The organism is Bacillus sp. FSL K6-2819 (genome assembly GCF_038008305.1).
GTDB classification, from domain to species: Bacteria; Bacillota; Bacilli; order Bacillales; family Bacillaceae; genus Bacillus; species Bacillus amyloliquefaciens.
Window position 1 is genome coordinate 3,757,158 of sequence record NZ_JBBOYV010000001.1, and the last position, 13,185, is coordinate 3,770,342.

The following is a 13,185-nucleotide window of genomic DNA, read 5'->3' on the forward strand; positions in this document are numbered from 1 at the left end:
GATGTTTTTCCTCCAATCTGGTAAATTGCTCAACATTTCACAAACACGACAAGATCCTTGCTCGCTATTTCACAAAGAATGATATATTTGCTCAATGTTTCACAAATTTGTCAAAACTAATGAATTATCAGCCTGTACACCCTGGGGTCAGCGGCTGTCATAGAAATGATTCAATATCATTACTTTACAACGATTCGGCCTAAAAAAAAAGATCAATATACCTAAAAATAGGCTGAAATTGTGACCGATTATTGTCGAATTTATAGAGAATTTATGTCAGCATCTAGGATATTTGTCCCTTTGATATCGTACCTCTTTTTTATTCGTGTGGCGAACAAAATGCTTTATGCAGTGAAAAAGCCCGTCAGATCGCCTTTTTGAGAAAGAAAACGAAGAAAAAGTATATCTTCTAGTAAATTCATAATATATGAACAATTTAAATTTTTTAGTATACTTTAAATGGGGATATTTTTCACTACATAACGACTGGGGGAACAAGCATGGGAGAACTTCAACCAAATTTGCAAACGGAATCATTCCAAAAACAGGAACGGACTGATAACTGGTTTGCCAGAGCAATGAATATAAGAATCGGCATTATTCCACTTCCTATCTATATCCTGCTGTTCTTGCTTATTACGGTGTTTGTCATGAGCCGCGATGTAAAAAGCGACATCCTGACATCGATTGCCGTCATGAGTTTTTTCGGATTTACCTTCGGCCAGATCGGAAAATCCATTCCGATCGTGCGTTCCATCGGCGGCCCTGCGATCCTCGCAACCTTTATTCCGTCCGCTGTCGTCTACTACCACCTGCTTCCGAAAGACATTATCACTTCAACAACAGAATTCACGGAAAGCTCTAACTTTCTCTATCTATTTATTGCCGGTATCGTCGTCGGCAGTATTCTCGGGATGAAAAGAGAGACGCTCGTTAAGGCTTTCGTCAAGATTTTTATTCCGCTTATCGCCGGCTCGATCGCAGCCGCCATCGTCGGCTTATGCGTCGGGACCCTGCTCGGCCTCGGCTTTCAGCACACGCTGCTTTATATTGTCGTCCCGATTATGGCTGGAGGTGTCGGTGAAGGCGCGATTCCTTTATCCATCGGCTACTCCGATATTATGCCGATGTCCCAGGGGGAAGCCTTTGCGCTTGTGCTGCCGTCCATCATGCTCGGAAGCCTTTGCGCCATTATGTTATCGGGCCTGCTGAATGTCATCGGTAAAAGCAAACCGGAATGGACGGGCAACGGGAAGGTTGATAAGTCTGATCAGAACGCTCCGGCATTGGAACAGCCGGCCAATGACAAAACGTTTGATTTGTCCTTTTTCGCTTCCGGAGGCATTTTAGCTGTTTCTTTATATTTGGTCGGCATGCTGGCGCATGATTTCTTTCAGCTTCCGGCTCCTGTCGTGATGCTCGTCCTTGCCGTGCTTATTAAGCTGTTCAGGCTGGCGCCGGCCTCGATTGAAAACGGAGCCTTCGGCGTCTCGCGTTTTTTCTCGACAGCCGTGACCTATCCGCTCCTATTTGCGATCGGCGTTTCAATGACACCATGGGACAAGCTCATTGCAGCGTTTACTATCAGCAACATCATTACCATTTTATCAATCGTCGTCACGATGATGGCCGTCGGTTTCCTGACAGGAAAATGGCTGAACCTGTACCCGATTGAGACGGCGATTATTAACGCCTGCCATTCCGGACAGGGCGGCACCGGCGATGTCGCGATCTTAAGCGCCGCCGAACGGCTTGAGCTTATGCCGTTTGCCCAAGTGTCCACCAGAATCGGCGGGGCGATTACCGTGAGCGTCACCCTTCTATTGCTTCATCAATTCTATTAAACGGAAAAAAGCCTCCGCCATATGCGGAGGCTCTGTTAGTTCATCACATTTTGAATATAAGAGCCGAATGCCGCGCCGGACATACCAGGCGACACACGTACACGGTGAAGCCCGTAAAGGCCCTGATCTCTTGATGCCGCACCCGGTTCCGTCGTGACCGCCATACGGTAGCCTGATGCAGCGGCGGCTTTTAATGTTTCCTTATTATACCGTCCGACAGGATAGCTGAGCACAGACGTCCGCTGCCCGAACATTCGATCAAATAAATGCTTGGAGTCCGCCATTTCACGGCGCTGCTGTTCCGGTGTGAGTCCGTTCAACTCAAGATGGTTCATCGTATGGCTTTGAATGGAAATGCCGTGTGCGGCCATCTCCTTCATCTGCTTCTCAGTCAGATGATTTCTATGTCCGATAAAATTTCCGATCATAAAGATAGTCGCTTTCATTTTATATTTCTTTAAAATCGGATACGCCTCTTTTACATTGTCGGTATAGCCGTCATCAAATGTGATCAGAACGCATTTTTCACGCGGCTCTCTATCCTCCGTCAACATCAGATAGGCTTCTTCCGGAGTCATCGTATAATAGCCGTGATCATGAAGCCATTTCATATGCTGCCGGAATTCTTCCTTCGGCACACGCAGGCTGTTCCCCTCAGAAATGCTGTGGTACATCAGAATCGGCAGTCTCGCCGTTCCTTTCGTTTTAACCCATGCCGACGTATCCGGCTCTTTTTTTATTTGCGGATGTACGGACTTTTTTTCGTGGTGCTCTTCCGCCTTCGGAATACTCTGTTCGGTACTTGCCTCATGCCCCGAGCAGGCGGCAAGCGTAAACACGGCAGCCAAAAGGCACATGCACATGATGATGCGTTTCATGGTTTTCCTGCTTTCTGTCTTATATTTACTTTTTATATCGGTTATGCTGATAAAATTGTTACATCAAAAAAGCCGGACATCCAGCTGTCCGGCTTTGTGTTATGAGCGGATTCTGATTTCTGTTTCACTGTCAAAGAAGTGGGCTTTATTCATGTCGAAAGCGACAGTCAATTCCTCACCGGCGTGAATGTCATGGCGGGCGTCAATCCTGGCGATGAAATCCTGATCCCCGATCCGGGAATAAACCATAATTTCTGACCCAAGCAATTCCGCGACATTGATTTTAGCTGTGATGGATGAATTCTTATAGGATTCTACCACAATCAGCTCGTCATGGATGTCTTCCGGACGGATTCCGAAGATGACATCTTTGCCGGCATAGCCTTTTTCCCGGAGCATTTTCATTTTTCCCTCCGGCACGCTGAGAGCGGCTGAACCGATCTGAATGGCGCCGTCTGTCAGCCTTCCTTTAAAAAAGTTCATCGCGGGGGAGCCGATAAACCCTCCGACAAATACGTTTTCCGGATGTTCATAGACTTCTTTCGGTGTGCCGATCTGCTGAATCTTTCCGTCCTTCATGACCACAATGCGTGTCGCCATCGTCAGCGCTTCGGTTTGGTCGTGCGTCACATAGATTGTGGTTGTTTGCAGCCTTTGATGGAGCTTAATAATTTCAGCCCTCATCTGTACCCGAAGCTTTGCGTCCAGATTTGACAGCGGCTCATCCATCAGGAATACTTTGGCGTCCCTGACAATCGCCCGTCCCAAAGCAACCCGCTGCCGCTGTCCGCCGGAGAGCGCCTTCGGCTTGCGGTGCAGATACTCTGTGAGCCCCAGCATTTTCGCTGCTTCTTCGACCCGTTTTTTAATCTCCGGTTTCGGCATTTTTCTCAGCTTCAGACCAAAAGCAATATTATCATAGACTGTCATATGCGGATATAACGCATAGTTTTGAAACACCATGGCGATATCCCTGTCTTTAGGAGCGATGTCATTCACTCTCGTATCACCGATGTAAAAATTGCCTTTCGTGATGTCCTCCAGCCCGGCAACCATCCGCAGTGTTGTCGACTTTCCGCACCCCGACGGACCGACAAACACGATAAACTCTTTATCTTTAATATGAAGGTTAAAATCATCGACAGCCGCTTCTTTTTGATCGTAATACTTATAAATATGCTCCAGCCGAAGTTCCGCCATGTCATATCCCCCTTTTCTTGAAAACGCTTTCCTAAATAGGATTGTAACAGCGCACGGCGGCGGCGTGTATGGGCAATGTACATAAAAAAAGTCCGCTGCCTTCGTGCATATTTCCCATTTAATGTGACTTTTCATACTGCAGGCAAATAAAATAAGCCAGCAGAGCGCCCCGATATGTTTTAATATCAATCCCCGAGCGTTCCGCAAATTTATCAATCCGATATTGAAGACTGTTGCGGTGCAAATGCAGTTTTTTCGATGTGAGCGACATGTTCGAGTTATGTTCAATAAAAGCCTGAATCGTATGCTTCAGCTCCGGTTCTTTCTGAAACAGCAACGCCGCCTCTTCCTGAAGCAATGCGGAAAGCTTTTCCCTGCTTTCTTCCGTGAGCATTGCCGGAAATACCGTTTCCGCGGTCATCGTGCTCAGCTGCGGGAGATGGCGCCTGCCATTCTGAAAATATTGCTGTTCTCTCCGATAATGATGGCGCAGACGTTCTCCGGCGCCGTAATACCTTCCGATGAAAAAACGGACACTGAAATAAAAATCGGCTTCAAGAACCTTTACAAAAGATGCGATATCATCCTGATCAGGCGCTTCAAGCTTTTCTTCCTCTACAATCACGCCCTGATCCCTTCCCGTCCGGACAACTGTATACGGAACCGGCCAGAAATGGCGAAGCGCTTCCGTAAATGCCCCCCAATCCCTTTCTCCTAATAAATCATAATGGATAAAACGGATACGAGGCTCCTTGACTTCAGGCACCAGGCCCTCTTCCAGCAGAAAACGCCGCCACCTCTTTGCCGCCGCTGTCTCCGGGAAAAAAACGCCCTTCTCTTCAGCGGGTGTCAAAAACGAATTCAGAAGCAGTTTCTCCTTCTGGGTGATATCCTCCTTCGGAATGGCGACATAGACCCGCCTCTTCTCATCATAAAAACAAAAGACATCCTCCGCCGTACAGCACGTATCAGACAACACAGCCCTCGGGTAAATTGCCAATATCGGGTTCATATGCGCTCCTCTCTATCGCTCTATCATATTTTCAGTATAAAACGTCCGGCGGATTGTATCCACTGAGTTTTACGAAACAGCTTTCCGGCTATTTCCCGGGAAACGAATCATAAACGCTTCTGCCGGATATGAAAAAACCCTCTGCACCAGCAGAGGGATCTTTTTTATTTAGAGATATCGACGAAGCCTTCTCCAAACACGTCACGCACATCATGAACAATGACAAACGCCTTTGTATCACAGCTTTTAATAATTTTCTTGAGCATGGAGAGCTCTTGCTTCTGGATGACGATATATAAAATTTCTTTTGACTGCCCTGTGTAATTTCCTTTACCCGACAGCAGCGTCACCCCTCTGTCCATAAGCGTGTTGACCTGTTCAGCGATTTCGTGCTTATGCTCAGATATAATCGTCACCGCTTTTTTCGTATTCAGACCTTCAATGATAAAGTCCATCACCTTCGTTCCGATGTAAAGCATGACAATGGTAAACATCATTTTTTCCGCGCCGATGATGAAATAAGAACTGAAGACGACAATCAGATCAAAGAACAAAAGCGCGTAGCTGATATTCCAATCGAGATATTTATTCGCAATCCTCGCCAAAATGGCAGATCCCGCAGTCGTGCCTCCGACTCGAATAATGATCCCGATTCCGACACCGGCAAACACACCCGCAAAAATAGTATTAATAATGAGTTCATGTGACGGCGAGTGCCAATCATGCGTCAGATGCAGAAACAGTGAGTTGGCGACAACGGTAATGATCGTATAAAGCGTTGTTTTTCCGTCTAAAAATTTATATCCGATGATCAATAAAATTCCGTTCAAAATGATATTCGTCACCCCTGGCGACCATTCAAACACATAGTACAAGATCAAGGTAATCCCCGTTACCCCGCCCTCTCCAAGATCATTCGGAATGGCGAATAAATTAACAGCCAATGCAAAGATAAAAGCCCCAATGATCAGCATCAGCACATCCAGCAATCTTTTTTTCATCCCAGACACTCCCTTTTTATAAAATCAAAAAAGCCCGGGGAGAGCACTCTTCATCAAAAGAGCAGAAACTCCCGGGCTTTTATCCCACCGTGTCACAGCAAAAACCTGCTGTGTGTTTTCTCTCGGTCCAGACCAATTCAGCATTGCGGAACCCTAGAAAACCACTGTTTTTTATGTTCAGTTTTTGTATTTCTTTCAAGATTATACGGGAAATCACGAGCATGTTCAACCTCTCTTTTTTATTAAACTTATGAAAAATTTGACCGTTCTGCCGATACTAAAAAAGGACCTAAAAATACATGACTAAAAAATCATTAAAATACTGTTTTTCTCAAAATAGTATTGACTGAAGGTTATTTTACAGGCATTATAGTATATAGTTTTCAAGAAATAGTTTACATAGGAGGAAATATTATGGCAGGCAACTTAGTGTCTTGTAAGGCATGCGGCAAAGAAATCGCTAAAGGCGTTAAAAAATGTCCAAACTGCGGTAAAGATCAGCGAAACTTTTTTATGAGGCATAAAATCATTACATTTATTTTGGCAGTGGTGGTTATTATCATTCTCGCAAACATCGGCGGCGGAGGCGGGTCTTCATCATCTAAAACTGCGTCTTCAAAAGCTGCGGAATCCAAGGAAAAGCTGTATAACATCGGTGACACTGTTAAAACTGAAAAAACTGAAGTGACTCTTACAAAAGTAGAAAAAAGAGACTCAGTAGGGACACAATATATCGAGAAAAAAGCATCTGACGGCGGCGTTATCGTAGCTGTACAATATACAGTTAAAAATGTGTCAAACAAGCCGTTAAGCTCTTTCTCCATTCCGAGCGTGAAATTAGTAGATTCTAAAGGAACTTCCTATGATCCGGATATTGACGCTTCATCGACTTATGCAACGGAAACAAAAGTGAACAACAGTAAAATTTTAAGTGACCTGAACCCGAACATTAAGGTCACTGGAGTGAAAGCCTTTGAAGTTGATAAAAACGCATACGCTAAAGGCACTTGGAAAATAAAATTCAGCAACGATGTTGAAGTAAAAGTTAAATAATGATCATAACAAAAGAGACCTTCACCATTTGAAGGTCTCTTTCTTTTTACACCTTTTGATATCCGTTCACATTGGAGGATTGCCACTTCCAAGAGTCGGCGCACATTTCTTCAAGACCGCGCTTTGCTTCCCAGCCCAGTTCAGCCTTCGCTTTTGCCGGGTCGGCGAAGCATGCGGCGATGTCTCCCGGGCGCCGGGCGGCAAAACGATACGGCACTGCTTTTCCCGATACTTTTTCAAACGCCTTGACCATCTCAAGAACGCTGTAGCCTCTTCCCGTGCCGAGATTATAGGCATCGGCGCCCGTTGTGTCCAGCACCTTTTCAAGCGCTCTGACGTGGCCCTCGGCAAGGTCAACGACATGGATGTAATCCCGCACGCCTGTGCCGTCCTTCGTCGGATAATCATTGCCGAACACCTGCAATTGCTCAAGCTTGCCGACAGCGACTTGGGCGACGTACGGCATTAAATTATTCGGGATGCCGTTCGGGTCTTCCCCGATCCGGCCGCTCGGATGCGCGCCGAACGGATTAAAGTAACGGAGAAGCGCAATGCTCCATTCAGGGTCCGCCTTATGCAGATCGCGCAAAATCTGTTCCAGCATCAGCTTTGTCTGCCCGTAAGGATTGGTCGCGCTTAACGGAAAATCCTCTGTGATCGGCGTTGTTTCCGGAACGCCGTAAACCGTCGCTGATGAACTGAAGACGATTTTTTTTATACCGTATGCCTGCATGACTTCACATAAAATAAACGTTCCCGTCAGATTATTATGATAATAACGGAGCGGAACAGCCACAGACTCACCGACCGCTTTTAATCCCGCAAAATGAATGACGGCTTCAATCTCATTTTCAGCAAATACCCGTTGAACGGCGTCACGGTCCAGAAGATCCGCTTCATAAAACACAAGCCCTTTTCCGGTAATGTCTTTTACCCGCTCCAATGCTTCCGGTGAACTATTTGACAGATTATCCAGAACCACGATCTCATAGCCGCTGTTTAACAGCTCGACACATGTATGGCTTCCGATATAACCCGCTCCGCCTGTCACTAAAATCGCCATGAAGAAAGCCTCCCCTATTGAATGAACTGTCCATATTATATAGTTTTTTTCTTCCTCAATCATCCATTTCCAAAAAGTTTAATCGTTTAGTCATCGTTTCTTCATAATTTGTTTTCATTCGCGTAAAAAACAGAGCCTTCGATTCAAAACGGGTGGCGAAATAGAAATCCCTCCCCCGCACATGGTAAGATAAGACAAAGGAGATGACGGTATGAAAAATGAAATCATTGAACGCTTTACCTCTTATGTAAAAGTCGATACACAGTCTGACGAAAACAATGAAAACTGCCCTTCAACCCCCGGACAGCTGACTTTGGCCAACATGCTGGCGGATGAATTAAAGTCGATCGGCATGACAGAAATCACAGTCGATGACAATGGGTACGTGATGGCGACTCTTCCGGCTAATACGGATAAAGACGTGCCGACTGTCGGTTTTCTGGCTCACGTGGATACCGCAACTGATTTTACCGGAAAAAATGTGAATCCTCAGATTATTGAGAGCTATGACGGACATGATATCGTTCTGAATGACAAACTCAATGTCGTCCTTTCGCCTGAACAATTCCCGGAGCTTTCCCGCTATAAAGGCCAGACGCTGATCACAACGGACGGCACGACGCTGCTCGGAGCCGACAACAAAGCGGGCATCGCCGAAATCATGACAGCAATGGCGTACTTGATCAAACACCCTGACATCAAACACGGCACGATCCGGGTCGCCTTCACGCCTGATGAAGAAATCGGCAGAGGCCCTCACAAATTTGATGTCGGCCGCTTCAACGCCGCATTCGCTTACACGATAGACGGAGGCCCCCTCGGCGAACTGCAATATGAAAGCTTCAACGCAGCCGCAGCTAAGCTTACTTGTTACGGAAAAAGCGTTCACCCCGGAACGGCAAAAAACAAAATGGTAAACGCTTCAAAAATCGCGATGGAATTTCATCACGCGCTGCCGAAAGAAGAAGCGCCGGAATATACGGAAGGATATGAAGGCTTCTATCACTTGCTTTCCATGAACGGCGACGTTTCTGAAGCCGCCCTGTCGTATATCATCAGAGATTTTGACAGAGAGCGCTTTACAGAACGAAAAGAATATATGCAGAAAACCGCCGACGCGCTTACGGCCAAATACGGCAAAGAAAGCATCAAGCTTGAATTGCATGATCAATACTACAATATGAGAGAAAAAATCGAACCGGTCAAAGAGATCGTCGACGTCGCATATCAAGCCATGAAAAACCTCGACATCGAACCGATTATCGAACCGATCCGGGGCGGAACCGACGGATCACAGCTCTCTTACATGGGACTGCCGACGCCGAACATCTTCACCGGCGGCCAAAACTTCCACGGAAAATATGAATACATTTCTGTCGATCATATGGAAAAAGCGGTAAACGTTATTGTTGAAATCGCCAGGCTGTTTGAAGAACGCGCGTAAAACCAAAGCCCCCTGCTTTGGTTTTTTTCTTTCACGTGAAACCTTTCCTTCTTTCTTTCCGTATATAAGGTATGAAATGGAAAAAAGGAGTGAAGACTATGGCAAGAGGCACTGTAGCGAAAGAATTGAAAAAAACCTTAAAAGACCCGCGCGTTTTGGAAACGAAATCAAATCCTTTTAAAAAGCTGCGGAAAATGTTCAAACGATTTTTTTAAGATAACTTATCGTTTTCTTACAAAAAATAAAGAAAGCGCTGTCAATCTATAATCATCTGTTAGAAGCAGTTATTTTGCATATCATAGGATTTTTTAGGGTACTGAATAACACAAGGCAAACGAAAACACTGAATTAGTTAATTCGACTCTGTTAAAAAATAGTAAAAAAGTGATATAAACGTTAATCATTCAGCAGCCGATACAATCTATAGAACCACAACATGAGTGAAATCCCTTGCAACTTATAGTCGTTTTTACGGAAAATGTCGTTATTTTTTAAAAAAGTGACAATTGTTTGAATACTTTTCGTTTGTTTTTTCGTACAATAATAATACCAAAACTTTTTTTGGGAGGTATGTAAAATGATGCTACTTATTTTTGCTGCTTTGACAGGATACCTGGTTTTCTCTTTCAGTAAGGACAACCGCCGGAAAACGCCAAAGACAAGCCCGCTGGTGACAGCTGCCGACACGAATAACATCATTGATTTAAATGCGATCCGTCAAAAACGCCGGATGCCGCTATCATAAAAAACGACAGCTGCCGCAAAATCGGCAGCCTTTTTTTATGCACCTGCCTATATGAAACCATCCGCCTCCTTTTTACGTACAACATAAAAAAGGAGTTTTTTTATGAATCATTTTTATATCAAAGAGCGGGTGTTTACATTTAAGAATCGGTTTCAAGTGTTTCTTGAAAGCGGAAAAGAAGTCTTCAATGCGGAGGGAAAGTTGTTTTCGTTCGGCGATGAACTGAAGCTGACTGATTTGGACGGACGCACACTCGCCAGCGTCAGTCAGAAACTGATGTCGCTCGTTCCCCGTTACGAGATTTCCGTAAGCGGCAAACCTGTATGCCAAGTCATCAAGAAAGTAACGTTTTTCAAACCGAAATTTGAAATTTCCGGCCTCGGCTGGGATATTACCGGCGACGTGTGGGGACGGAATTTTCAAGTGACAGACGGAAAATCAAGCCGGATGACCGTCAGTAAAACATGGATGAGCTGGGGCGATTCCTATCATCTGCAGATTGAAAATGAAGAGGATATCGTTCTTTGTCTCGCAATCGCAATTGTGATTGATATGGTTCTATTTGAGGGTGACAAATAAAAATATTTATCGAAATATATTGACAATTCGAGAAAACATACTAAGATTAATAGTATTACAGTTTATTCTGAAAAATAGCATATTTCCTTATCAAGAGAGGTGGAGGGACTGGCCCTATGATACCCGGCAACCGCTGTTCAGCAGAATGGTGCTAAATCCTGAAGATAAGGTTGAGATTTGCGGACGCAAGCTCTTCCCTATCCGAGGGAAGAGCTTTTTTATATTTCATCAGGAAAGAAGGAATCGTTCATGTCACAGCAAAACACAGAGCAACCATTGCACACTCTTCTAAGAAAAAACCCGCCGTTTCGCGCGGATCAGGTCGGAAGCCTGCTGCGGCCGGCGGCTGTGAAGCAAGCCCGTCTGCAAAGAGCGGCTGATGAGATTTCGGCAGAACAGCTGCGCGAAATCGAAAACAAAGAAATCATCCGCAGTGTGGAAAAGCAAAAAGAAACCGGCCTCAATGTCGTGACAGACGGCGAATTCCGCCGTGCCTGGTGGCATTTCGATTTTCTCGAAAACTTAGACGGCGTCGAAGCGTTTACGCCTGAGAGCGGCATTCAGTTCCACAACGTACAGACGAAAGCGCGCGGCATTAAAGTAACGGGAGATATTGATTTTTCTCAGCATCCGATACTTGAAGATTATAAATTCCTGCACAGCATTGCCGGCGATGCTGTGCCAAAAATGACCATCCCAAGCCCGAATATGCTGTTTTTCCGCGGAAAATTGGAAAAAGCGGCGTATCAGAACGATTACCAACAATTTCAGCATGATGTATCACAGGCGTATAAAAAAGCGATTCAGGCTTTCTATGACGCCGGGTGCCGCTATCTTCAGCTCGATGATACCGCATGGGCCGTTTTCTTATCGGAGGCGGGGCTTCGTCAGATTGAAGCTTTCGGCACGACGCCGGATGAGCTGCGCAGGCTGTTCGCCGCTTCCATTAATGACGCCATCAAAGATCGTCCTGCCGATCTGAAGGTTACGATGCATATCTGCCGCGGCAACTTCCAGTCCACATGGACGGCTGAAGGCGGATATGATGCGGCGGCGGAAACGATTTTTGACGGACTTGACCTTGACGGATTGTTCTTGGAATATGATGATTCCCGCTCCGGCGGCTTTGAACCGCTTCGTTATGTCAAACGCTCTGATCTTCAGCTTGTGCTCGGTTTGATTACGTCGAAACACGGCGAACTCGAAGACAAGGATGCGGTTAAACGCCGGATTGAAGAAGCTTCTCAATATGTCAGCCTGGATCAGCTTTGCCTCAGCCCGCAATGCGGGTTCGCTTCGACTGAGGAAGGAAATCTGATCACAGAAGAACAGCAATGGGCGAAACTGCGCCATGTCGTCGACATTGCCGATGAAGTCTGGAAATAAAAAAAAGACACGCTTACAGCGTGTCTTTTTCGTTTTACAGCGGATCGGTTCCGATTAAAATATCGATATCTATCGTAATATCAGCCGCTTTCCGGCTGATAAAGCGCTGAATGCTTTCATCAGAACATTTCCATGTTAAGGGCGTCATTTTCACAAGCAGCTCAAGATCAGGCTGCGATAAGGTCTTCGTGTAACACAGCCGCTTGCGCTCAAAGGCTTGAAAGCCGGTTTGGAAACGGACGGCCGCAGACTCAGCGGTATCATTCCGTTCAGGACTGTCTCCGAAGAAGAATTCCCTTACTTCTTTCAAGTAATCGCGCCGCGGCACCGCTTTAATGACTGTGCCGCCCTTTCTTAAAAGCCTGCTGCATTCCTTGTAATTCCAAGGTGACAAAACAGACAGAATCACATCAAAACTGCTGTCGGCAAACGGCGTATCCGCCACATCAGCGACGGCAAAAATATTATGATCCCCGAAGGCTTTTGCAGCTTGCAGCACACCTTCTTTCGAGATATCAATGCCGATTCCCGTCACGGAAAAAGCGGGCTGCAGCAATCTGCATACAGCGTCTAAATGGGAGCCCTCTCCGCATCCCGCATCCAATACCGCCGCCTGTTTTCGCGGAGATTGAATACGGCTGATGATGACGGCGATCTCTTTTTGAACCGGCGAAAAAAACTCCCGCCTCTCAAAAAGCTCGTGTCTCGCTTCGAACAGCTGCCTGTCATAGCGGGTTTTGACCGATTTATTGAGGAAATTCACATAGCCTTGTTTTGATATATCAAATGTATGCCCATGTCCGCATATCAGGCTTTGATATTGCGAAACCGCCATGGCCGTGCGGCATAGCGGACACCTGAATACGGACTGGCATGCATTCAGTAATTCCGCGCGTTTTCTTTTCATAGACGTCAAAAAAAACACCTCATTCATTCGTTATTCTGATGAAATGAAAAAGGCATAGACAAATAAACCTCAC

Annotated in this window: 12 protein-coding genes and 2 riboswitches; of the genes, 6 read left to right on the top strand and 6 right to left on the bottom strand. The window is 45.7% G+C overall.

Annotated features, from left to right (window positions below):
- Window positions 1–500 precede the first annotated feature (500 nt).
- Window positions 501–1,844 (top strand): 2-hydroxycarboxylate transporter family protein, encoded by a 1,344-nt coding sequence (locus MHH91_RS19615; protein ID WP_013354091.1) that lies wholly within the window; start codon window positions 501–503, stop codon window positions 1,842–1,844.
- A gap of 35 nt (window positions 1,845–1,879) precedes the next feature.
- Here the strand turns inward: MHH91_RS19615 and MHH91_RS19620 are convergent, their stop codons facing one another.
- The 4 genes from MHH91_RS19620 to MHH91_RS19635 all read right to left on the bottom strand — a co-directional run bounded on the left by MHH91_RS19620 (window position 1,880) and on the right by MHH91_RS19635 (window position 5,935).
- Window positions 1,880–2,722, bottom strand: a complete 843-nt coding sequence (locus MHH91_RS19620) for a polysaccharide deacetylase family protein (protein ID WP_013354092.1) — start codon at window positions 2,720–2,722, stop codon at window positions 1,880–1,882.
- A 99-nt stretch (window positions 2,723–2,821) separates the two neighbouring features.
- Window positions 2,822–3,922 carry an ABC transporter ATP-binding protein gene (locus MHH91_RS19625; protein ID WP_013354093.1) on the bottom strand — a complete coding sequence of 367 codons (1,101 nt, stop codon included), beginning with the start codon at window positions 3,920–3,922 and terminating at the stop codon, window positions 2,822–2,824.
- A 118-nt stretch (window positions 3,923–4,040) separates the two neighbouring features.
- Complete coding sequence (locus tag MHH91_RS19630; RefSeq protein ID WP_013354094.1) at window positions 4,041–4,934, bottom strand: PucR family transcriptional regulator; 894 nt, start codon at window positions 4,932–4,934, stop codon at window positions 4,041–4,043.
- 164 nt (window positions 4,935–5,098) lie between these two features.
- Window positions 5,099–5,935 (bottom strand): YitT family protein, encoded by an 837-nt coding sequence (locus MHH91_RS19635; RefSeq protein WP_003150818.1) that lies wholly within the window; start codon window positions 5,933–5,935, stop codon window positions 5,099–5,101.
- 66 nt (window positions 5,936–6,001) lie between these two features.
- A riboswitch (guanidine-I (ykkC/yxkD leader) is annotated at window positions 6,002–6,103 on the bottom strand.
- A gap of 345 nt (window positions 6,104–6,448) precedes the next feature.
- On the opposite strand from MHH91_RS19635, the gene MHH91_RS19640 reads away from it, so the two are divergent.
- Complete coding sequence (locus tag MHH91_RS19640; protein WP_142919101.1) at window positions 6,449–6,988, top strand: DUF4352 domain-containing protein; 540 nt, start codon at window positions 6,449–6,451, stop codon at window positions 6,986–6,988.
- 46 nt (window positions 6,989–7,034) lie between these two features.
- Here MHH91_RS19640 and galE read toward each other — a convergent pair whose 3' ends face one another.
- Window positions 7,035–8,051 (bottom strand): UDP-glucose 4-epimerase GalE, encoded by a 1,017-nt coding sequence (gene galE, locus MHH91_RS19645; protein WP_013354096.1) that lies wholly within the window; start codon window positions 8,049–8,051, stop codon window positions 7,035–7,037.
- Window positions 8,052–8,262: 211 nt separating this feature from the next.
- Between galE and pepT the strand changes: the two genes are divergently transcribed.
- From pepT to MHH91_RS19665, 4 genes are all read left to right on the top strand, one after another.
- Window positions 8,263–9,495 (top strand): peptidase T, encoded by a 1,233-nt coding sequence (pepT, locus tag MHH91_RS19650; RefSeq protein WP_013354097.1) that lies wholly within the window; start codon window positions 8,263–8,265, stop codon window positions 9,493–9,495.
- Window positions 9,496–10,072: 577 nt separating this feature from the next.
- The gene (locus MHH91_RS19655; RefSeq protein WP_003150808.1) at window positions 10,073–10,240 is read left to right on the top strand and encodes a hypothetical protein; all 168 of its coding nucleotides are present in this window, start codon (window positions 10,073–10,075) and stop codon (window positions 10,238–10,240) included.
- Between the two features lie 102 nt (window positions 10,241–10,342).
- Window positions 10,343–10,819 (top strand): LURP-one-related/scramblase family protein, encoded by a 477-nt coding sequence (locus MHH91_RS19660; protein WP_013354098.1) that lies wholly within the window; start codon window positions 10,343–10,345, stop codon window positions 10,817–10,819.
- 84 nt (window positions 10,820–10,903) lie between these two features.
- Window positions 10,904–10,990, top strand: a riboswitch (SAM riboswitch).
- Between the two features lie 78 nt (window positions 10,991–11,068).
- On the top strand, window positions 11,069–12,205 hold the full coding sequence (locus MHH91_RS19665; RefSeq protein WP_013354099.1) for a 5-methyltetrahydropteroyltriglutamate--homocysteine S-methyltransferase: 1,137 nt from the start codon (window positions 11,069–11,071) through the stop codon (window positions 12,203–12,205).
- A gap of 34 nt (window positions 12,206–12,239) precedes the next feature.
- On the opposite strand, the gene MHH91_RS19670 is transcribed toward MHH91_RS19665, so the two are convergent.
- Window positions 12,240–13,121, bottom strand: a complete 882-nt coding sequence (locus tag MHH91_RS19670; RefSeq protein WP_013354100.1) for a methyltransferase domain-containing protein — start codon at window positions 13,119–13,121, stop codon at window positions 12,240–12,242.
- Window positions 13,122–13,185: the final 64 nt, after the last annotated feature.